Origin of the sequence: Dongia mobilis (assembly GCF_004363235.1) — a bacterium.
Classification (GTDB): Bacteria; Pseudomonadota; Alphaproteobacteria; order Dongiales; family Dongiaceae; genus Dongia; species Dongia mobilis.
Window position 1 is genome coordinate 588,299 of sequence record NZ_SNYW01000006.1, and the last position, 20,930, is coordinate 609,228.

The 20,930-nt window shown below is 64.1% G+C and carries 22 protein-coding genes and 1 tRNA gene; 18 read left to right on the top strand and 5 right to left on the bottom strand.

Features of this window, described 5'->3' with window-relative positions; all coding sequences use genetic code 11:
* Positions 1-145: 145 nt before the first annotated feature.
* Both A8950_RS04290 and A8950_RS04295 read left to right on the top strand, forming a co-directional pair.
* Positions 146-394, top strand: coding sequence for a GlsB/YeaQ/YmgE family stress response membrane protein (locus A8950_RS04290; RefSeq protein WP_133612354.1), 249 nt, complete (start codon positions 146-148; stop codon positions 392-394).
* A gap of 16 nt (positions 395-410) precedes the next feature.
* Complete coding sequence (locus A8950_RS04295) at positions 411-959, top strand: PAS domain-containing protein (protein WP_133612355.1); 549 nt, start codon at positions 411-413, stop codon at positions 957-959.
* 7 nt (positions 960-966) lie between these two features.
* Here the strand turns inward: A8950_RS04295 and A8950_RS04300 are convergent, their stop codons facing one another.
* Both A8950_RS04300 and A8950_RS04305 read right to left on the bottom strand, forming a co-directional pair.
* Positions 967-1,665, bottom strand: a complete 699-nt coding sequence (locus A8950_RS04300; RefSeq protein WP_133612356.1) for an HAD family hydrolase — start codon at positions 1,663-1,665, stop codon at positions 967-969.
* Between the two features lie 52 nt (positions 1,666-1,717).
* Positions 1,718-2,815 (bottom strand): HPP family protein, encoded by a 1,098-nt coding sequence (locus A8950_RS04305; RefSeq protein ID WP_208109731.1) that lies wholly within the window; start codon positions 2,813-2,815, stop codon positions 1,718-1,720.
* A 262-nt stretch (positions 2,816-3,077) separates the two neighbouring features.
* On the opposite strand from A8950_RS04305, the gene A8950_RS19400 reads away from it, so the two are divergent.
* From A8950_RS19400 to A8950_RS04325, 4 genes are all read left to right on the top strand, one after another.
* Positions 3,078-3,623, top strand: a complete 546-nt coding sequence (locus tag A8950_RS19400; RefSeq protein ID WP_166644990.1) for a class I SAM-dependent methyltransferase — start codon at positions 3,078-3,080, stop codon at positions 3,621-3,623.
* Positions 3,624-3,732: 109 nt separating this feature from the next.
* A complete protein-coding gene (locus A8950_RS04315; RefSeq protein ID WP_133612359.1) occupies positions 3,733-3,924 on the top strand; it encodes a hypothetical protein in 192 nt (63 codons plus the stop codon).
* Between the two features lie 53 nt (positions 3,925-3,977).
* The gene (locus A8950_RS04320) at positions 3,978-5,252 is read left to right on the top strand and encodes an MFS transporter (protein ID WP_133612360.1); all 1,275 of its coding nucleotides are present in this window, start codon (positions 3,978-3,980) and stop codon (positions 5,250-5,252) included.
* Between the two features lie 179 nt (positions 5,253-5,431).
* The gene (locus A8950_RS04325; RefSeq protein WP_243735541.1) at positions 5,432-6,208 is read left to right on the top strand and encodes a substrate-binding periplasmic protein; all 777 of its coding nucleotides are present in this window, start codon (positions 5,432-5,434) and stop codon (positions 6,206-6,208) included.
* A 68-nt stretch (positions 6,209-6,276) separates the two neighbouring features.
* Here the strand turns inward: A8950_RS04325 and A8950_RS04330 are convergent.
* Positions 6,277-6,352: transfer RNA gene (locus tag A8950_RS04330), tRNA-Ala, on the bottom strand.
* A 226-nt stretch (positions 6,353-6,578) separates the two neighbouring features.
* Between A8950_RS04330 and A8950_RS04335 the strand changes: the two genes are divergently transcribed.
* From A8950_RS04335 to A8950_RS04360, 6 genes are all read left to right on the top strand, one after another.
* Positions 6,579-6,860 (top strand): YggT family protein, encoded by a 282-nt coding sequence (locus A8950_RS04335; RefSeq protein ID WP_133612362.1) that lies wholly within the window; start codon positions 6,579-6,581, stop codon positions 6,858-6,860.
* Positions 6,861-6,907: 47 nt separating this feature from the next.
* Positions 6,908-7,258, top strand: coding sequence for a DUF167 domain-containing protein (locus A8950_RS04340; RefSeq protein ID WP_133612363.1), 351 nt, complete (start codon positions 6,908-6,910; stop codon positions 7,256-7,258).
* Positions 7,255-8,130 (top strand): bifunctional methylenetetrahydrofolate dehydrogenase/methenyltetrahydrofolate cyclohydrolase FolD, encoded by an 876-nt coding sequence (folD, locus tag A8950_RS04345; RefSeq protein WP_133612364.1) that lies wholly within the window; start codon positions 7,255-7,257, stop codon positions 8,128-8,130. The genes A8950_RS04340 and folD overlap by 4 nt, the downstream gene beginning before the upstream one ends.
* A gap of 66 nt (positions 8,131-8,196) precedes the next feature.
* Positions 8,197-8,619, top strand: coding sequence for an alternative ribosome rescue aminoacyl-tRNA hydrolase ArfB (arfB, locus tag A8950_RS04350; protein ID WP_133612694.1), 423 nt, complete (start codon positions 8,197-8,199; stop codon positions 8,617-8,619).
* Between the two features lie 67 nt (positions 8,620-8,686).
* A complete protein-coding gene (locus tag A8950_RS04355) occupies positions 8,687-9,220 on the top strand; it encodes a PAS domain-containing protein (RefSeq protein ID WP_133612365.1) in 534 nt (177 codons plus the stop codon).
* Between the two features lie 279 nt (positions 9,221-9,499).
* A complete protein-coding gene (locus A8950_RS04360) occupies positions 9,500-9,733 on the top strand; it encodes a hypothetical protein (RefSeq protein WP_133612366.1) in 234 nt (77 codons plus the stop codon).
* A 193-nt stretch (positions 9,734-9,926) separates the two neighbouring features.
* On the opposite strand, the gene A8950_RS04365 is transcribed toward A8950_RS04360, so the two are convergent.
* On the bottom strand, positions 9,927-12,437 hold the full coding sequence (locus A8950_RS04365) for a VWA domain-containing protein (RefSeq protein ID WP_166644992.1): 2,511 nt from the start codon (positions 12,435-12,437) through the stop codon (positions 9,927-9,929).
* Between the two features lie 426 nt (positions 12,438-12,863).
* Between A8950_RS04365 and A8950_RS04370 the strand changes: the two genes are divergently transcribed.
* The 6 genes from A8950_RS04370 to A8950_RS04395 all read left to right on the top strand — a co-directional run bounded on the left by A8950_RS04370 (position 12,864) and on the right by A8950_RS04395 (position 19,756).
* Complete coding sequence (locus A8950_RS04370) at positions 12,864-13,502, top strand: histidine phosphotransferase family protein (protein ID WP_133612368.1); 639 nt, start codon at positions 12,864-12,866, stop codon at positions 13,500-13,502.
* A 155-nt stretch (positions 13,503-13,657) separates the two neighbouring features.
* On the top strand, positions 13,658-16,609 hold the full coding sequence (locus A8950_RS04375) for a hybrid sensor histidine kinase/response regulator (protein WP_133612369.1): 2,952 nt from the start codon (positions 13,658-13,660) through the stop codon (positions 16,607-16,609).
* Positions 16,606-17,103 carry a chemotaxis protein CheW gene (locus A8950_RS04380; protein ID WP_133612370.1) on the top strand — a complete coding sequence of 166 codons (498 nt, stop codon included), beginning with the start codon at positions 16,606-16,608 and terminating at the stop codon, positions 17,101-17,103. Before A8950_RS04375 ends, A8950_RS04380 begins: the two co-directional genes overlap by 4 nt.
* Positions 17,104-17,299: 196 nt before the next feature.
* Complete coding sequence (locus tag A8950_RS04385) at positions 17,300-17,665, top strand: response regulator (protein ID WP_133612371.1); 366 nt, start codon at positions 17,300-17,302, stop codon at positions 17,663-17,665.
* A gap of 40 nt (positions 17,666-17,705) precedes the next feature.
* Positions 17,706-18,881 carry a protein-glutamate methylesterase/protein-glutamine glutaminase gene (locus tag A8950_RS04390; RefSeq protein ID WP_407644223.1) on the top strand — a complete coding sequence of 392 codons (1,176 nt, stop codon included), beginning with the start codon at positions 17,706-17,708 and terminating at the stop codon, positions 18,879-18,881.
* 11 nt (positions 18,882-18,892) lie between these two features.
* A complete protein-coding gene (locus A8950_RS04395; protein ID WP_133612372.1) occupies positions 18,893-19,756 on the top strand; it encodes a CheR family methyltransferase in 864 nt (287 codons plus the stop codon).
* 95 nt (positions 19,757-19,851) lie between these two features.
* On the opposite strand, the gene ctrA is transcribed toward A8950_RS04395, so the two are convergent.
* Positions 19,852-20,565: a response regulator transcription factor CtrA gene (gene ctrA / locus A8950_RS04400; protein ID WP_133612373.1), complete on the bottom strand. Its 714-nt coding sequence runs from the start codon at positions 20,563-20,565 to the stop codon at positions 19,852-19,854.
* Between the last annotated feature and the right edge of the window lie 365 nt (positions 20,566-20,930).

The window sequence follows — 20,930 nt, forward strand, 5'->3', positions numbered from 1 at the left end:
GGGGGTTCCGGCCGGTGACAAAGCCGGGACATGGCGCGCAACTAAGCTTTGGCCTAGAATCACCCAGCTACATTCGGGCATTGGGGCAGCCGACACCGTGCGGTAAGGTGGCGGCCGCGGCAAACAAACGATGGGGGAATTGCAGATGGGGTGGCTGTCCTGGATCCTGTTCGGCCTGATCGCCGGTATCGTGGCCAAGTTCATCATGCCGGGCCGCGATCCCGGCGGCTTCGTGATCACGATCCTGATTGGGATTGCAGGCGCCTTTGTCGGCGGCTGGCTGGCCACCCAGCTGGGGCTTGGCAGCATCACCGGCTTCGACATTCGCAGCTTCATCATCGCCGTGGCCGGCGCCCTCATCCTGTTGTTCGCCTATCGCCGCCTGCGTTCCTGAGGCGCGTTCCTGCGCCATGGCACCGGGCCAGGAAGGGGACCAGAAACTGCCCGATTTCTGCGTCATCGACGCGGCGGTGGCGGAGGTGCCGTTCCGTTCGCCGCGGGTGGCCCATCTCTACCGCTACTGGCGCGAGCTGTGCGGCGGGCGACAGATGCCGAGCCGTGTCGATCTAGACCCCGCTGCCATCCGCGACCTGCTGCCCTACCTTTTGCTGGTTGATATGGTTGGCACACCGCCGCGGGCGCGCTATCGCGTGGTTGGTACCGTTATCGTCGAGATGGCCAAATTTGATTTCACCGGCCTCTTCGCCGACGAGATCGACTTCAAGGAATCCGAGGAATTCGATTACGGCGGCGCTTACGCAAATGTTGCCTCCTGGGGCAAACCGGGCCTTGGCCATTCGGCCATGCTGGTCGAGGGTTTCAAGTCGCGCTGGGTCGAGTTCGTCATCTGCCCGCTGTCCGAGGATGGTCAAACGGTATCGCAATGCGTCGCGCTGGAGGATTACGAGCCGACCGACCTGATCGAGCGCGATTCCATGATCCCGGCGGTCCGGCGCTGAGTGCCGGTCAGGCAATCGCCGGCTGGCGTCCGGCGACGAAGGGGCGGATGCGGGAATCGTGAAAGTCGGCGATGGCAAAGGTGGCCCCGGCATCGACCAGTGCCGCCTCGGACAGCGTCGTCATCAGTCCCAGTACGGGCAATCCAGCCCTGCTGCCGGCGACAATGCCCGAAGGCGAGTCTTCGAACACGACCGATTGTGACGCTGCGGCTCCGAGACGCTCCAAAGCCGTCAGATAGGGCAGCGGATGCGGTTTCATCTCCGGCAATTCGTCGGCGATGACAATGGTGGCAAAGCGATCGGCCAGCCGCAGTGCGGCCAGCACCAGATCGGCGTTCCGGCGTGGTGCATTGGTGACGACTGCGCTGCGGATTCCCCGCGCATCGGCCCAGTCGAGCAGGGAGATGAGGCCCGCGATCGGCGTAAGGCCGGCACCCGGCTGTGGCGCGGCCTCGGCCAGGCGCCGGGTAAGGCTCCGATAGGCTTCTTCCTTCTCCGCCAGCAGCCGCATGGCCTCGGCCGTTGGCAAGGCCGGCAGCAGCTCGGCGGCGATGGCGGCGTTCGCCCTGCCCATCACCCGCTTCACATAGTCCGCCCTGTCGAGCTGGATGCCATGCCCCGCCAGAACCTCATTGAACGCGGCAATATGCAGATGGTCGGTATCGACGAGCGTGCCGTCGAGATCGAACAGGAGGGCGGCATTCATTGGCGTCAATCCTGGAATGAAGGGCGTATTTGCGCAGTCGCGCCGGCTCACGCTAGATCGAATAGTCGATCCTTGCCACCAGCGCACGGGCGAGTGCAGCCAGCAAGTCGGTCTGCGTGATGAGGCCGCAAACGCCGCCGTTCTCGTCGGTGATGACGACTGCATGGCTGCGGCCGTCGCTGAGTCGGGGCACCAGATTCATGGCGAGTTCGTTAAGTGGCGCAGTGGCGGCCGGCGAGGCAAGCGCAGCAACCGTGGCGTCTTCGCCACCGGCCGCCAGTTCGCGCAGGCCGACGCTGCCCAGCAACCTGCCGTCGCTGTCGACCACCGGAAGGGTCCGGACGTTGTGCCGCAGCAACAGGTCGCGGGCGGCAGCCGGCGCCGCATTGCCGGCGACCGTCACCACATCGCGCGACATGATTTCCTGGCAGGCCAGGTTGCTATGCGCCCGCAGCAGGGCCTGGTGCTCGACCTCACGGAACAGCCGGTCGAGATCGGCCCGGTCGATATCGAAGGTCTCGTCGAGCCGCGCCAGAGCGGCGTCGATATCCGCCGCCTGGAATCCGGCGCGCAACTGTGGCGGCAGGTCGCCCGTCCCCCGCGTATTGGCCGGGGCAGGTGGCGCAACATGCGGGTAGGCGCGACGGGTGAAGCGGTGTACCGCGATGCCGATGGCGACCAGCAGCAATGAATTGGCCCCGACCGGAATGAAAGGATAGAGCAGACCGGCGCCGGCCACTGTTTGCCCGCCGAGCACGGCCGACAGCGCCGCGGCGCCGCCCGGCGGATGCAGCGAACGGGTCAGGGACATGGCAAGGAAAGCAAGGGCGACGGCGATTCCCGCGGCAAATGACGGGTCCGGCACCATATGGCCAATGGCGACGCCAACGGCAGCCGAGATCGTATTGCCACCGATGATCGGCCATGGCTGGGCCATGGGGCTCGCCGGCACGGCGAAAAGGAGCAGGGCAGACGCGCCCACCGGCGCCACCAGGAAGGGCAAATGCAGCCAGTCACCAAGCACCGCATGGCTGAGGTAGCTGGTGGCGGCAACGCCGATAAGGACGCCGAGACAGCCAATGAGCCGCTCGCGCAAGGTGGCGCCGGCAAGGATCGGGGCAAACAGACGCCATGGCCGGCGAAGCGGCAAGGCGGAATCTGGTTGGAGTGGGGGCTGGCTGGGCGTTGACATTGCGACTTGGCTGAACTCGGGAGGGAACCGAGCCGCAACCATGCGTCATCCGCCAATTCATCCGCAATCCGGCAGTGTGCAGGGCACACCAGCCATTAATGCAGGGCTGGCACAGGCGGGAGCCAGTCGCGCAGCGCATCCACATGGCTGGCGCGTGGCTGGACGGAACGCGGATTTCCCGACACCATGTGCGCCAACAGGCGCAATCGAGCGGACCACCATGGAGCAGGACAAGCTACCGCAACGCATCCACCTGGCGCTCGAACTCCTAGCACCTCTCGCCGGGGACCGGCTGCTGGAGTTGGGTTGCGGGCCCGGGATAGCGGCGATCGGCTGCGCGCAACGGACCGAAGTTGCCTCCTATCTTGGCATTGACCGATCGCCGACAGCGATAGCGAGGGCCAGGAAGGCCGTTTCTACTTCCGGACTCCCGGATGCCAGGCGCTCCCGCCTTGCCTTTCGCCAAGCGGCTGTTGCCGCGTTCAACCCGGGCGCCATGAAGTTTGATCGGATCTTCGCCATCAACCTCAACCTGTTCTGGCTGGATGCCGGGCGGGAACTGGCCGCAATCAAGGGCTGCCTGACGCGTCGGGGGCGCCTGCTATTGTTCTTCGAGCCACCCGTGGCCGCCAAGTGTCGCCGCATCGTATCGGGCTGCGAGGCACAACTGGCGGCGGGCGGGTTTGCCATGATGGATATCCATGAATTGCGGGGTGGGGTGGCGCCCTTCGTTGCCATCGCCGCCGCGCCGACCGGCGCAAGCTGAGCGGGGGTTTCCCGATGTGAACGAGTCTCCCGCATTGCCTGATGCAAAGCAGACTGGTCGGTGGGACGATCCTGCTGCGGCACGGCCCCATTGCAGGAGAGCGAAAACAATGGCCAGCAGGAAGGTACATAGCTTCTACATCGCCGTCGGGTTCGTCGCCCTCATCTGCGCCGGGTCGGCGGCATTGGCAGCTTGGCGTTCCGTCCAGGATCTGCCACAGCACGTGCAACTGGCGTCGGCCGGCTCGGCACAACTGGTCGCCCTCTACACGTTCGACGGGATGCGTATCGTCCGGCGATAGTCTGAAACACGAGGCTGCCGAGGGCTTGCGTCGATACCGGCGGTCGGACCAGAATGCGCCGCTCCCCGCCCCCGCCCTCGGGACCGGATTCGATGTCGACCAAGCCCACCATGATCTCGGTCCTGCGGAACAGGGATTTCCTGTTCCTCGAGATCAACGCTTTCTTCGGCAATCTCGCCGCCGAGATCCTGATCGTCGCGGTCACCTGGATGATCTATGACCGCACGCAGGATCCGGTCCTGCTCGGCCTGACCGGCATCGTCCAGTTCCTGCCCTTTCTCTGCCTGGTGCTGGTGACGGGCTCGGTCGCCGACCGCTATTCGCGCCGCAACATCATCGCAGCGTCCATGGTGGTCGAATTCGTCGCCATGCTGGGCATCGCGCTGGTATCGGAAAGTGCGACAACAGACGTCTGGCCGATCATGGCCTTGCTGGCACTCCTGGCCGTGGGGCGCGCCTTCTTCACGCCGGCGGCGCGGGCGCTGGCACCCAATCTGGTGCGGCGCGACGAGATCGGCGCCGCCATCGCCTGCTCGACCGCCACCTGGCAGTTCTGCTCGATCGCCGGGCCGGCGCTGGGCGGGCTGCTCTATGGCATCTCGTCACTCTTCGCCTTTATGACCGCCCTGGCCATGGTCGCCCTGGCGACCGTGGCGACGCTCATGATCCGGCCGGTGCCGCAGCGCGAGGTGGGCGAGCATGGCATGCTGGCCTCGCTTCTTGGCGGGGTGCGCTACATGAAGGCCGAGAAGATCGTGCTCGGCGCCACGACGCTCGATCTATTTGCGGTCCTCTTCGGTACCACCATCATCCTGCTGCCGATCTATGCCCGCGACATCCTGATGGCGGGGCCGTGGGAACTGGGTGTCCTGCGGGCGGCGATCGGTGTAGGCGCGCTGTTGATGGCCCTTGCCCTCGGCCTCTATCCGATCCGCCGCCGTGCCGGGCATCTGATGTTCGCCGCCGTCGCCATCTTCGGCCTCGGCACAATCGTGTTTGGCTTTTCGACCTCGCTCATCCTCTCCGCCCTGGCGCTGGCCCTGATGGGCGCCAGCGACATGGTCAGCGTTTATATCCGCGAGGTGCTGATCCAGCTATGGACACCGGACGAACTCAGGGGGCGAGTCGGCGCGGTTAATTCGGTGCTCATCAACGCCTCCAATGAACTGGGTACTTTCCGGGCCGGCATCGCCGCCGGGGCCATCGGGCCGGTGGCAGCGACAGTCCTCGGCGGAATCTGCACCCTGGCCGTCACCGGCCTCTGGATGTGGTGGTTCCCCAAGCTGCGCCAGGCCGACGACATATCTGGCGCCGACAGCGGCAAATAGGATTGGCGGCGCGGGGGATAGGCGGCCCAGCAGGGCGAAGCTGCCAGGAAGATATTGCCATCGCCGCTTGCGCCGGCCGTTAACCCGGTAGAAACGAATGTCCGGGCATCCTGCCGCCCGACCATTCAAGGAAGTGTTGGACAGCTTCAGCTTCGGCGGTCGGTGCCAAATTGACTGAGATGATCCTGACCCGTCGCCGCCTTCTACTTGCCGCCGGCATGATGGCCGCATTCGGCGGCCGGCCCGCCAGGGCACATGCCAAGCTCACCATCGCCTATCCCGACAAATCCCCGCCCAATTCCTGGGTGGCGGAGGATGGCCGCATGCAAGGCATCCTGGTCGATCTGACGGCCGAACTGGCGCGCCTTGCCGGCTATGATTTCGTGGCCAAGCCGCTACCCCTGCCACGCGTCCAGGCCGAGGTCGAGAGCGGCGCCGTCGACGGCATGTGCCTGGTCGTGACGCCGGCGCGTCTGCGCTATGCGGCGCCGACGGCCGAACCGCTGACCGCCGGCAATGTCACCCTGTTCGTGCGGCGCGACAATCCGATGCGCGACCGGTTGGCGGCGGTGCAATCGCTCGATGACCTGGCCGCGACCGGAGCCACGGTCATCGCCAGCGAGGGCAATGGCTGGATCCGCGCCAATGTGGAAAGCCGCGGCATCCGCACGGTCTTTGCGAACGGCACCATCGGCACGGTGCGCATGCTGGTGGGCGGACGCGGCGACGTCATCGCCGACATGTCGCACCAGATCAGATTTCTGCTGGAAGAAGTGGCAGGCGGCGAGGCGGTCGAGAAACTGCCGGCGGTGATGGACGTGGTCGATTGGCACCTGCTGATCAGCCGTAAATCGCCGGTCTTCGCCGATCTGCAGCGCCTCGACGAGGCCAACCGGGTCATGCAGGCATCGGGCCTTGCCAGCAGCATTTTCGAGAAATACGGCATCAAGGTGTGACGCGGCGGCATCGATGGCCGGCCGAAAACGAAAAAGCCGCCCTTGCGGCGGCTCAAATCCCTCAGCTTTGGTGGACCCGATCAGAATCGAACTGACGACCTCCTCATTGCGAACGAGGCGCTCTCCCAACTGAGCTACGGGCCCACCCGCTGGGAATCCGGGGGGTGCCCGGAACCGGGCGGAATATGGTGGCGCCGCCGGAATTAGTCAAGCCTGGGTTAAGCGCTTGAAAACGGACGGGAAATACCCATCTCCCGGAGGCCGTCGGGGACCCCGCCGGGACAGTGACGGGTCGCCTCTGGGCTTGCACCTCGCGGGAGTGCTGGCTTAGCCTGCCGCCCGGCCCGTTTTCACCAGCAGCGGACAGCACATGCAATCCTTCGGCCTCCTGATCGATACCGTCATCTGGATCTTCACCTGGGTCCTCATAATCAACATCGCGCTGACCTGGCTCATCCATTTCGGCATCGTCAACCCGCGCCAGCAATTCGTGCGCATGCTGGGCGAGGTGACCTACCGCATCACCGAACCGCTGCTGGCGCCCATTCGCCGCTTCATGCCCAATCTGGGCGGTATCGACCTCTCGCCCGTCGTGCTCATCCTGCTGCTGCAATTCGCCCGCAACCTGATGTGGGAATACGTGATCTTTTGACGCCGGCCCTTTGACGGCGGCTCCTTGACGCTGGCGGAAAGGCGACGGTGACGCCGAGACAAGTCTTCACGTCCTATCCCGGCGGCATCCGCCTGCGCCTGCGAGTCCAGCCGAAATCCCGCCGCGAGGGGCCGCAGGGTTTCGTCGCCGAGCCCGACGGCGAATGGGCACTCAAATTCGGCATCAATGCGGCGCCCGAGGACGGCAAGGCCAATGCCGCCATCCTGGCGCTGCTGGCGAAACGGCTGAAGGTCGCAAAAACGGCCATTTCGGTCGCCGCTGGGGCAAAAGACCGGCGCAAGCTGATAGACATTCGGGGCCATGAAGGGGAACTGGCAGCGGCCCTTGCGGCTTGGCTCGCCCCCCTATGCGCAGATAGCACGGAGCAGGAATCATGAGCGAGCAGAAGATCATCGACGGCAAGGCTTTCGCGGCGAAGCTCCGTACCAAGATCGCGGCCCAGGTCGCGGTGGCGAAGAGCAAGCACGGCTTCACGCCCGGCCTCGCCGTGGTGCTGGTGGGCGAGGACCCGGCCTCCAAGGTCTATGTCCGCAACAAGGGTGAGCAGACCAAGGAAGCCGGCATGGCGAGCTTCGAGTACAAGCTGCCCGAGAGCACGTCCCAGGCCGAACTGCTGGCCCTTATCGACAAGCTCAACAAGGATGCTGCCGTGCACGGCATCCTGGTGCAACTGCCGCTGCCGAAGCAGATCGACAGTCAGGCGGTGATCAACGCGATCGATCCGGACAAGGATGTCGACGGCTTCCATGTGGTGAATGCCGGGCGCCTCGCCACAGGCGGCAAGGGGCTGGTGCCCTGCACTCCCTTCGGCTGCCTGCTGCTGCTGAAGGATCTGCTCGGCGATCTTGCCGGCAAGCATGCCGTCGTGATTGGCCGCTCCAACATCGTCGGCAAGCCGATGGCGCAGCTGCTGCTCAACGAAAGCTGTACCGTCACCATCGCCCATTCGAAGACCAGGGACCTGCCGGGCGAAGTGCGCCGCGCCGACATCGTGGTGGCCGCCGTCGGCCGACCGGAGATGGTGAAGGGCGACTGGCTGAAGGAGGGGGCTGTGGTGATCGATGTCGGCATCAACCGCATCGAGCGCGACGGCAAGGGCAAGCTGGTAGGCGATTGCGACTTCCAGTCCTGTCTGCCCAAGGTATCCGCGATCACGCCGGTGCCGGGCGGCGTGGGGCCGATGACCATCGCACTGCTGCTGAACAACACGCTGATCGCGGCCGCGCGCCAGAAGGGCGTCGAACTGTAATCGTTGCCGCGCCGCCTTCCCCCGCACGGGTCGCCGGTTGGGGTGGAAACTGCTAGGGTGGCTGCCATGATCGAGGTCACCCACCGCATTCGCCTGGACGAAAGCGAAATCCGCGAGAGCTTCATCCGCGCCTCCGGCCCCGGCGGGCAGAATGTCAACAAGGTGTCGAGCGCCGTCGAACTGCGCTTCGACGCCAAACATTCGCCCAATCTGCCGGAAGGGGTGCGCGCGCGCCTGATGAAGCTGGCCGGGCGGCGCCTGACTCTGGCGGGCGAGATCGTCATCACCGCGCAGAGCCATCGCAGCCAGGAACTCAACCGGGCCGAGGCGCTGGAGAAGCTCCTCGACCTCATCCGCCGGGCGACCGTCGTGCCCAAGACCCGGCGCGCCACCAAGCCGACCAGGGCGTCGCAGGAACGGCGGATGGAAGGCAAGGCCAAGCGCGGCGCGGTCAAGAAATTGCGGGGCGGGCGCCCGGAGCTGGATTGATCCAGGTCAAGCGCGCATTCCGGGAAGAGAGATACTTTCTTAACCCGGCTTGGCTAGGGTGGGCGCCATGCGCAAGGAACAGCAACTGACCGGTGTCGAGCGGCATTTCGCAGCGGACGATGTCATCGTCACCAAGACCGATCTCAAGGGCCGGATCACCTATGTCAACCGGACCTTCCTCGATATCGCCGGGCTGACCCTGGATCAGGCCCTCGGTGCGCCGCACTCCATCATCCGCCACCCCGCCATGCCGCGCTGCGTGTTCAAGCTGCTGTGGGACACGATCGAGGGCGGTCGCGAGATCTTCGCTTTCGTCGTCAACCGGGCGGTGAACGGCGACCATTACTGGGTGCTGGCGCATGTGACGCCCAGCTTCGGTCCGGACGGAAAAATCATCGGCTATCACTCCAACCGCCGCGTCGCCGATCCGCGCCTGGTGCGCGACGTGGTGACCCCGCTCTATGCCGAATTATGTGCCGTCGAGAACGCACAGGCCGATCGCAAGCAGGGCATGCTGGCGGCCCATGCCGCCCTGGTTGCCAAGTTGCAGGCGGCTGGCGTCAGCTATGACCGGTTCTTCTTTTCCCTGCTCGACAAATAGGGCTGCCAACCGACCTCATATGAATCTGGCCGCTGCCATCCGCCGGGGACAATTCCGGCTTTCGAGGTGATCCCGGCTGGGTATCGGCTGCGTCGGCCGACGATCGAGCAGCCGCAAATGAAACGCACGATCGAGTGTCCTGACGCCCGGCCAGCAGATATCAGGCTCGAACCCGAATTGGATGCCTATCCAAAGCTGAGCTGGGGGCCATTCTCTCCCATGGTCAAGATCACACCCGGAATGCCGGCCCTGCGTCAGGAATTCGGAACCTGCAATTGCATGGCGACCATCTATGCAAAATTCAAGCAGACCGGACAGGTGACCCAGCAGGGAGAGGCGATGCTGATGCTGATGCTGAATCGCAAGGGAATCCTGCCGGTCGATTGCTTTGTCAGGGCTGGCAGCTCGGTCCATGTCACTAATGCCGAGATCGAGCAACTGGTTGCGGCCCTCAACGGGCAGTCGATCGATCTGAAGGGCGGCAGGCTCTCTCCGCTATCGCCTGGTCGGTAGATGGCGAAACGGGCGCGAATGAGGCCAGGATCCAAGGTGCTGACACATGGCCGGCATGGTGTCGCCGCGATAGGGCGCCATCAGGTCGCGGAGAATGTCGAAAGTCTCGCCCGACAGGTCCTTCGCCGGCGATGCGCTGGGCAGCAGCGCCAGCAACAGGCCGAGGCAAAAACAGATCAGGCCCCGGATCGGTTCAGGGGCTGGGCGTGCCATATAGCTTGAACTCCGTCGCGACGAAGTAGCCGTCCTGACCGTGGTTCGAAACCAGGCGCACCTTGAGGTAACGCGCCGTCACAGGGGCGAAGGTGCAAGACTGATAGGGCTGCGTCACGATACGGATGTTGTTGAAGGTACAGGTCGCGATCGATCGGAACTGGCCGGTCGGGCCTTCGTCGCCGGCCAGAATTTCGATCTCTTTCGGGTTGCCGTTGCCGGCTTCCGTGACCAGAACGGCGAATGTGTCGAATGTTGCCGCCTTTTCGCCGGCAAACGCATAGACAGCCTCCTCGTTCGCCCTGAGCCATGTGTGCTGGCTTTCGCGATCATCGGCCGTATTCAGCCAGACATCGTTCGGCGCCATCAGCAGCGCGCCGCCCTGACCCGAGGAAAGAAGGTTGACCATCCCGGCGCTTGCATCCGCTGCGGCCGCAGCCGGAGCTGACCCGGCGTCGATGTCGCCCCAGAGCTGGAACTCGGTCGCTGCGATGTATCCGTCGCCCCCCTGGTTCGACAACAGTTTGATCTTGAGATAGCGCGCCGAGGTGGGCGGCAAGGCGCACAGCTGATAGGGCGACTGGCTCAGTTTGACATTCTGGAAGCTGCACGTGCCGATCGAGCGGAACTGGCCGGTCGGACCGTCATCACCCGCCAGGAGTTCGATCTCCTTTGGGTTGCCGTTGTTCGCTGCCGGCACCAGTACGCCAAAGGTGTCGAAGGTCGCGGACTTGCCTTCGGCGAAAGCATAGACCCCCTCCTGACCGGCCAACATCCAGGTGCGGCCTTCCTCCTGGTCATCCGCAGTGTGGAGCCAGACATCGTTCGGGATGGCCAGAATCTGTCCCCCGCTCTGTGGCGACAGCAGGTTGATGCCGGTGGGGGCGTGAGCTGCCGCAGCGACGTCACCGCCGGCATTCTCGTCGACCTTGCCCCAGAGCTGGAATTCGCTCGCTATCAGATAGCCGTCGCCGCCATGGTTCATCACCATCTTGACCTTGAGATGACGTGCGGTGACTGGCGGAAAGCGACAGAGTTGGTAGGGGTCCTCCAGAATCTTGATGTTCTGGAAGCTGCAGGTGGTCACCGAACGGAACTGCCCGGTCGGGCCGTCATCGCCGGCCAGCAGTTCGATCTCCCTGGCAACGCCGTTGTCGGCCTGCATGACCAGCATGCCGAATGCCTCGAATGTGGCGGGCCTGCCCTCGGCAAAGCCATAGACGGCTTCCTCGCCCGCCCGCAGCCAGGTGACGTTGGTTTCCTGGTCGTCGTTCGTCGCCAGCCAGACGTCGCTCGGCGTCGATAGGATGGCACCGCCATTCCGGGGTGAGAGCAGGTTGATGCCGGCGGGAGCCGCCGCGGCCGCAGCGCCGCCGTCATCGGCGACGAGGGAGCCCATCAACTGAAATTCGGTGGCGCGGACATAACCGTCGCCACCATGGTTCGAGACCAGCTTGACCTTCAGGTAGCGCGCGGTGACCGGCGGCATCTGGCATTCCTGGTAAGGCGCCTGCTGCATCTTGACGTTCTGGAAGGCGCAGATGCCGATGGCCCTGAACTGGCCCGTCGGTCCTTCATCGCCGGCCAGGATTTCGATTTCCTTCGGGTTGCCATTGTCGGCTTCGTTGATCAGCACGCCGAAGGAATCGAAGGTGGCGCTGCGCCGGTCCTCGAAGGCATAGACCGCCTCCTGGCCGCTGCGCATCCAGGTCTGCGCGTTCTCCTCGCCATCATTCGTGGCCAGCCAGACATCGCTCGGCGTGGTCAGGATCTGGCCGCCGTTCTTGACGGAAATGAGATTGAAGCGTTCCGGCCGCTGCTGAATCTGGATCTGCGAGACGGGTGCCGCCGGCGCCACCGTTTGCTGTACCTGGGTAAGCGCCGCCGTCAGCCCGGAGACGTCCTGGGCGTCATAGTATTGCCCCCCGGTCGTCTCCGGTACGCATTGCATGAGTGCGCGCTGTGCCTCGGTCAGGGTGAAGCCAACCAAATCGACCTTGAGATCGAGACCGGCATCGCGGATCGCCGCCGCCGCGGCGCAGGGATCGCCCTGGCATTCCTCGATGCCGTCGGTCACCAGGATGATGCGATTGTCCTGACCCTTGAGTGCGGCAAAGCTGCGCAAGGCCTGCATCAGCGAATCCGCGATCGGTGTTTCCCCCTTTGCCACCAGATTGTCGATGCGCTGCGCAATCGTCGCCGCGTCGTCGGCACCTATCGGCGAGACCAGCTCGATATCGGTGCAGTCCTTGGCCTTGCGATGGCCGTAGAGCAGCAGGCCAAGACGCACTTCGCCGGGGATCGAGGCAAGCGTATCGCGCATCGCCGCCTTGGCGGCATCCATGCGCGTGTCGCCGCTGGCGAGCTTCTTTTTCATGGAGCCCGAGCCATCGACGATGAACAGCACATTGGTATCGGCGGTCGCTGCGCGTGGCGACAGGGTGATCCAGGTGCAGGCGAAAATCACTGCCAGGCAAATGCGAAACAACATCTTGGCCCCCGCTGTCCGACCGTCGGAAACGCCACAAATGTTCGATTGCGCGGAAGTATACATCAGGGATGGTGAGAAACAAAAAATTCGCCCCGACGCATCGTCAGCGCCAGCAAGCTGACACCAAGATGTGGCCGGTCAGGATGTCGCCGGCACGGCGCCGAGAACCGCTCCTATTTCGTGCTCGGATTACGGGCAGGAACCGGATGCCCCGGGGCTGTGGGGGCGGCAAGTTCGGAACCAGCCGCCGCACCGTTCGCGCGCCAGCCAGCCGCTTGCGTCAGGTCGCCCGAAACCGGGACAGGGGGTGCTCGTCAAACCTGGCCGAAAGCACGGTCCGACACGCCGGGGTTGCGCGGGAAGGCGCCGGGTGCAAGGTTCTCCAGCATCGCACTTTCCTGACCCAGCAATCACGGATTACCGCCCATGAACATCGATATCGCCGTGCTCGAATTGGCCTGCTCGCGTTTCTGCCATGACCTGATCTCGCCCATCGGCGCGGTCAATAATGGGTTGGAATTGCTGGAGGATGAGGAGGACCCGGCCCTGGTGGCCGAAGCGCGGGGTCTGGCCGAACGCTCTGCCAAGCGCGCCAGCGCCTTGCTGCAGACCTATCGCTGTGCCTTCGGCAATGCCGGCAACCAGGCCGGGTTCGGCCTGGGCGAATCCCTGAAGTTGGCGCGCGACTTCCTCGAGGGAGCCCGCGTGACCATGGGCAGCCTGCCGGCAGTGCTGCCAAGTGATGCGCCGGCCGGCCTCGGCAAATTGCTGCTGCTCGGCGTGATGGTCCTCGCCGAGACGCTGCCCCGCGGCGGCACCATCGCCGTTACTTTCGCCGGAGAGGGGGCGACGGCCGGCTTCCTGCTGGCCGGCGAGGGGCCGCAGGTGGCGGCGGCCGAGGAGAGCCGGAACGGGCTTGCGGGGATCTCCCCGGCACAGCTCGACGCCCGCAACGTGCTGCCCTTTTTCGCCGGCCTGAGTGCCCAGCGGATCGGGTATTCGCTGACGCTGAGTCAGGGGCAGAACGGCCGGATTGAACTTGCCGCCAATCCGCGAAGCGCCTGAGATCAAAAGCAGATTCCCGACACTTGCGCGCATTCCGATAATTCGCCTCGGCTTCACGCAAAATTAATTCTTTTAAGGAAGTCTGGGATCGCGAAATCCGCCCCGGCTGGTCGGCGAACCGGCCCGGTTTGGCCCGAAGGGATGAGGCAGGCGTCATGGACGATTTGTTGAGCGAGTTTCTGACCGAAACCAACGAGAATCTCGCTGTGCTCGACGTTGAACTGGTCAAGCTCGAGCAGAATCCGAACGACAATGAACTTCTGTCGAACATTTTCCGGCTGGTTCATACGGTCAAGGGTACGTGCGGCTTTCTCGGCCTGCCGCGGCTCGAATCGGTCGCTCATGCCGGCGAGAACGTCCTCGGCAAGGTGCGCGACGGCGAACTGGAAGTGACGGCCGAGGCCGTCACCCTGATTCTCGCCTGCCTCGATCGCATCCGCTCGATCATGGGCGATCTCGAAGCCTCGGGCAGCGAACCGGCCGGCGATGATTCCGAACTGATCAAGAGCCTCAACGCCTTCGCCGATGGCGGCAGGGCCGCCGCCCCGGCGCCGGCTGCCGCACCCGCCGCGCCGCCGCCCGCCGCCGCTCCCGCACCCAGCGGCGCCTCGATCTACGAGCAGATCGGCGGCATGGGCACGATCGACGCCGTCGTCGAGGTTGCCTTTGCCCGGATCCTGGGGGATTTGCGCGTCAAATCGGTGTTCGAGGGCGACAGCATCGACCACATTCAGGGCTACATGCGCGACCATCTCGCCAAGATGTGCGGCGGCCCGGATACCACTGCGCCGCATCCGCTCGCCGGCCGCGCCATGTCCGACACCCAATTCGAGGCCATCTGCGGTCATCTGCAGGCCGGCCTCAACACGCTGGAGGTCCCGCAGCAGATCGCGGCCATGATCATGGGCCTGGTCTATGCCGAGCGCGATTCCGCCACCGGCGGCAGCACATCGGCCGCCGAACCGCCGGCTGCTGAAGCCGCGCCGCCGCCTGCCGCCGCCAAGGCGCCGCCGCCCGCCAAGAAGGAAGCCGATGGCGACGCCAAGGAATCCGCGGTCGCCAACCAGAGCATCCGCGTCAATGTGGAGCTGCTCGAGAACCTGATGACCATGGTCAGCGAACTCGTGCTGACCCGCAACCAGGTCCTGCAGATCCTGCGGAAGCACAAGGACAGCGAATTCGCGGCGCCCCTGCAGCGCCTCAACCACGTCACCTCGGAACTGCAGGAAGGCGTCATGAAGACGCGCATGCAGCCGATCGGCAATGCCTGGGCCAAGCTGCCGCGCATCATCCGCGACCTCAGCCACGAACTGAAGAAAAAGATCGACCTGGTCATGATCGGCCAGGACACCGAGTTGGATCGCCAGGTCCTCGAGATGATCAAGGACCCGCTCACCCACATGGTGCGCAACTCGGCCGATCACGCGATCGAGACGCCGGAGGAGCGTCGCCGCGCCGGCAAGCCCGAAACCGGAAAAATCACTCTCAACGCCTATCACGAGGGCGGCCATATCATCATCGAAGTCAACGATGACGGCAAAGGCCTGCCGATCGACAAGATCAAGGCGAAGATCGTGCAGAACGGCCTGGCCACCGAGGCCGAGCTCGAGAACATGTCGGATCAGCAGATCCAGCAATACATCTTCAAGCCCGGCTTCTCCACCGCCGCCAAGGTGACCAGCGTTTCCGGACGCGGCGTCGGCATGGACGTGGTGCGCACAAACATCGAAAAGATCGGCGGCACCATCGAACTCCGGAGCCAGGAAGGCAAGGGCACGCGCTTCTCGATCAAGATCCCGCTGACGCTGGCAATTGTGTCGGCGCTGGTCGTCGAATGCGCCGGCGAACGCTTCGCCATCCCGCAGATTAGCGTGGTGGAACTGGTACGCGCCAGCTCCAACGGCGAGCTCAAGGTCGAGCGCATCAACGACACGCCGGTCCTGCGCCTGCGCAACAAGCTTCTGCCGCTGGTTTCCCTGCGCGAGAAGCTGCAACTGGAGCTGGAGGCCGAGCGCGACAGCGATGATACTTTCGTCGTGGTCACCCAGGTCGGCACCTATCAATTCGGCATCATGGTCGACCGCGTGTTCGATACCGAGGAAATCGTGGTGAAGCCGGTCTCGCCGATCCTGCGCCATATCGAGGTGTTCTCGGGCAATACCATCCTGGGCGACGGCTCGGTGATCATGATCCTGGATCCCAACGGCATCGCGGCGGCCTCCGGCCAGATCAGCATGGGCGATGCGGACGCTGCCGAGAAGCAGATGCTGCGCAGCCGCGCCATCAATGACGAGGCGGTGCCGCTGCTGCTGTTCCGGGCCGGCCAGGGTGCGCCGAAGGCCGTGCCGCTGGCGCTGGTGGCTCGCCTCGAGGAGATCGACCGCAAGACGATCGAGCGCTCGAACGACCGCCTAGTGGTGCAGTATCGCGGCCAGTTGATGCCGCTGGTTGCGCTCGATCCCTATCAGGACAATTCGGCGGTGGAGGGCCAGCAGCCGGTCCTCGTCTTCTCCGACCGGGACCATTCCATGGGTCTGATGGTCGACGAGATCGTCGACATCGTCGAGGCGAAGCTGAATGTCGATCTGGCGGCGGAAACGCCCGGCCGAATCGGCAGCGCCATTATCGCCGGCCAGGCTACGGACATCATCGATACCGGGCACTACCTGTCGCAGGCATTTGCCGACTGGTTCGGGTCGCGCCGTGCCGACAGCGTCGGCGACAATGCGAAGCGCGTGCTGATGGTCGATGACAGCGCCTTCTTCCGCAACCTGCTGTCGCCGCAGTTGCAGGCCGCCGGCTTCATCGTCACCGCCGTCGACAGCGGCGACAAGGCGCTGGCCCTGGCCGAGGCGGGCGAGCATTTCGACCTGATCATCTCCGATATCGAGATGCCAGGCATGGACGGCTTCGCCTTCTGCGAGGCGGTGAAGAAGAGCGGCCACTGGCAGCAGACGCCGATCATCGCGCTGTCCTCGCACGCCAGCCCCAAGGAACTGGCCAAGGGCCGTGCCGTCGGCTTTGACGACTATGTCGCCAAATACGACCGCGAAGGCTTGGTTCATACCCTCAACGAAGCCCTTTCCGAAGTCAGAGGTGCAGCATGAGTGCCGCGAAGAACGGGGCCGACCGCAGCGTCGCCCCGACCGCCGCAAGCGGCGAGCAGCGCGATTACGTGACCATGACCATCGCCGACCAGCTGTTCGGCATTCCAGTTTTGACCGTGCAGGATGTATTGGGGCCGCAGAACATCGCGCGCGTGCCGCTGGCGCCCAAGGAGGTGGCCGGCAGCCTCAACCTCCGCGGTCGCATTGTGACGGCGATCGACGCCAGGCCGCGCCTTGGCCTGCCGCCGCGCGACAACAGCAAGCCGCCGATGTCGGTCGTGGTCGAGCACGAGGGCGAGCTCTATAGCCTCCTGGTCGACAGCGTCGGCGAGGTTTTGAGTCTCAATTCGCGCGACTACCAGCGCAACCCGCCGACACTGGATCCCAGGTTGCGCGACTTCTCGGATGGAATCTATCGGCTCAACGGATCGCTGCTGGTGGTGCTGAGCGTCGCCTCGCTGCTGGATTTCGGCAACCGCTCCGACGCCGCTTGACGGACAATGCTTTCCGGATCGGCGCGGTTCGGGGCGCCGTCCGACCGGATGGCGGGGGTTGACAGGCCAGGCGTACCGGGTGCGATCGGCGCAATTTCTGGCAAATGCCCGTGACGGTGATTGACGCGACCCGGCCTGCCTGACTAATGATGGTGGGGTGGCATGGCGGTGCTGTCCCTGCAGACGGAGCTGATGGATGAAATCGTGCCTGGTGGTTGATGACTCCAAGGTCGTTAGGATGGTCGCTCGGAAGATTCTCGAGGGCCTCAATTTCCAGGTCGTCGAGGCCGATAACGGCCAGACCGCCATGGACCAGTGCGTCAAGGAAATGCCGGACGCCATTCTGCTCGACTGGAACATGCCGGTGATGAGCGGGATCGACTTCCTGCGCCTGTTGCGCAAGGCCGACGGCGGTCAGACGCCGATCGTCGTCTTCTGCACCACCGAGAATGACATCCAGCATATCCAGGAAGCCATCGCGGCCGGTGCCAACGAATACATCATGAAGCCCTTCGACAGCGAGATCATCGAGTCCAAGTTCTCGCAGGTTGGCTTGATTTGACGCGGCCGGCGCGCCTGGCAGACCGGATCGGTAGAGGCTCATGACCGCATTCAAGGCCGCGTCAGGGACAACCGCCGGAAGTGCCGCGGGAAGTGCCGCGGACGGGCCCTATCGGGTGATGGTGGTCGACGATTCCGCCGTTATCCGCGGATTGCTGACGCGCGCACTGGAAAGCGATCCCACCATCAAAGTGGTCACTACCGTCGGCAACGGGCAATTGGCTATCGACGCCCTGACGCGCCCCGGCAGCGACATCGAGGTGGCCGTCCTCGACATCGAGATGCCGGTGATGGATGGTATTACGGCCTTGCCCAAGATGCTGGCGGCGCGGCCCGGCCTTGCCGTCATCATGGCCTCGACGCTGACACTGAAGGGCGCCTCGGTCTCGATGAAGGCCATGTCCCTGGGTGCAGCGGACTACGTGCCGAAACCGACAACCACTGGCGCCATTTCCGCCGCCGCCGATTTCAAGGCGGATCTGGTGGCCAAGGTCAAATCCTGGGGCGAGGCGGGGCGGCGCAAGCGCGGCCTGCCGCCGGCATCCCCCAATGCTTCAGCGCCGCAACGGGTCGAGGCGCCCAAGCGGCTCTATGGTGCGCAGCCAGTCAAGCTGCGGCCGATGCCGCCGATACTGAAGCCGGAATGCCTCGTGATCGGGTCGTCCACCGGCGGTCCGCAGGCTCTCTTCAAGGTGTTCCAGGCGATCGGCAAGGTGGGGCATCTGCCGATCTTCATCACCCAGCACATGCCGGCGACCTTCACCACGATACTGGCCGAACATCTCGGCCAGGCGTCGGGCATGCCCTCGGCCGAGGCGAAGGACAACGAACCGGTGGTGCCCGGCCGCATCTATGTGGCGCCCGGCGATTTCCACATGGTGGTCGAAGGCAACGCGGCGGCTCGCGTCGTCCGCCTCAACAAGAATCCGCCTGAGAATTTTTGCCGCCCCGCGGTCGATCCCATGTTGCGCTCCATCGCGAAGGTCTATGGCAACAAGACTTTGTTTGTCATGCTGACGGGAATGGGGCAGGATGGCCTCAAGGGGGCGACGGAACTGGTAAATGCCGGGGGAACCGTGATCGCTCAGGACGAACAGAGTTCCGTGGTTTGGGGTATGCCCGGTGCGGTGGCCACTGCCGGGCTCTGCTCCGCGGTGCTTCCCCTCTCAGAGATCGGCCCCTTCGTCAAAAAGACGATCGGCCGTGGTACGGCATGAGGCAGACGTCGATGACGATCACGGATTTCGACTTCATCTGCCAGATCCTCAAGGCCAGATCCGGTCTGGTACTGACCAACGACAAGGCCTATCTGCTGGAAAGCCGCCTGCTGCCGGTTGCACGCAAATGGAAGCTGGCGACCTTCGACGATCTAGTGCGCCTGATCCGAAGCAAGAACGACGAGGCGGTGATCCGCGACGTGGTCGAGGCGATGACCACGAACGAATCCTTTTTCTTCCGTGATACCAAGCCGTTCGACCAGTTCAAGCAGATCTGCCTGCCGGCCATGCTGAAGTCGCGCGCCGGAGCGAAGAGCCTGCGCATCTGGTCGGCAGCCTGTTCCTCGGGGCAGGAGGCCTATTCGCTCGCCATGATCCTGACCGAGATGGCGCCGCAGCTGGCCGGCTGGCGGATCGACATCGTCGGCACTGACCTCTCCAACGAGATCCTGCAGCGCGCCAAGGACGGCATGTACTCGCAGTTCGAGGTGCAGCGCGGGCTGCCCATCACGCTGCTGGTCAAGTATTTCACCCAGGTGGGCGACCGCTGGAAGATCTCGGACAAGATCCGCCAGATGGTGCAGTACAAGGAATGGAACCTGCTCAACGATCCAGCGCCGCTCGGAAAGTTCGATATCGTCTTCTGTCGCAACGTGCTGATCTATTTCGACCAGCCGACCAAGGCGAAGGTCCTGGCCGGCATTGCCAAGCAGATGCCGGATGACGGCTATCTGTTCCTCGGCGGCGCGGAAACGGTGCTCGGCATTTCCGACAAGTTCCAGCTGCTGCCCGGCCAGCGCGGCATCTATGGCCTGACCGGCGGGATCAAGCCGCCGGCCTCGCTGACGCCGCCGGGCTTTGCCACGCCACGCTGAACCCGGGCGCGGCGTCGATCGGGATGCGGAAAAGCCCGGGCCATGGCCCGGGCTTTTCGCATGAGGTGATGGGAGGGGGAGCCCAGCCGCAAATGTCAGGCACTCTCGGCCGTTTTCGCCGGCATGCCGCTTTCTTCCGGGTCGCGCAGCACATAGCCGCGGCCCCACACCGTCTCGATGTAGTTCTCGCCGCCGGTCGCGGTGCTCAGCTTCTTCCGCAGCTTGCAGACGAAGACGTCGATGATTTTCAGCTCCGGCTCGTCCATGCCGCCATAGAGATGGTTGAGGAACATCTCCTTGGTGAGGGTCGTGCCCTTCCTGAGCGAGAGCAGTTCGAGGATGCCGTATTCCTTGCCGGTCAGATGCAGCGGCTGGTTTTCGACCTCGACCGTGCGGGTATCGAGATTGACGGTGAGGCGGCCGGTCTTGATGACCGAGTCCGAATGCCCCTTCGAGCGGCGCACGATGGCCTGCAGGCGCGCGATCAGCTCACGGCGGTCAAATGGCTTGGTCAGGTAATCGTCGGCGCCGAAGCCGAGTCCCTTGATCTTGGAATCAAGTTCGTTGAGGCCCGAGAGGATCAGGATCGGCGTGTTGACACGAGCCGCCCGGAAGCGGCGCAGGACTTCATAGCCGTCGATGTCGGGCAGCATCAGGTCGAGAATGATGATGTCGTAATCGTAGAGCTTACCGATCTCGAGCCCATCCTCGCCGAGATTGGTCGTGTCGACGATATAGCCTTCGGCTTTGAGCATCAGTTCGATGCTTTGGGCGGTGTTCGAATCGTCCTCGACGACTAGCACGCGCATGGCCCGGATCCCGTTCGGTTGTCAACCTCAGCCGATTAATGAAGGAATCTTAATCATTAATGCGGGGTTATGTAAAGGACTTGAGGTTAATATTGAAGCGGGCCACTAGTCCGGCAGCGCCTGCGAGCTGCCTCTCGCAATGTGTGATTAATCATTTAACAATTTGAAAAGACGTTGGAATTTCGACTCTGCCGCCGGCGGTTGATATTGTTAACGACGCATTAAGGTCGAATCGCCTAAGCTGCTGGAAACAGGGATTTTTGGCCCCGGTGGCCGTAAAATCCTCGGACAAGATGAATGCCCGTTGGCAGGTTGGCCTGCTGGCCGGGCAACCCCCGGTGAGGGTGCCGCTGCCCTTGTTGAAG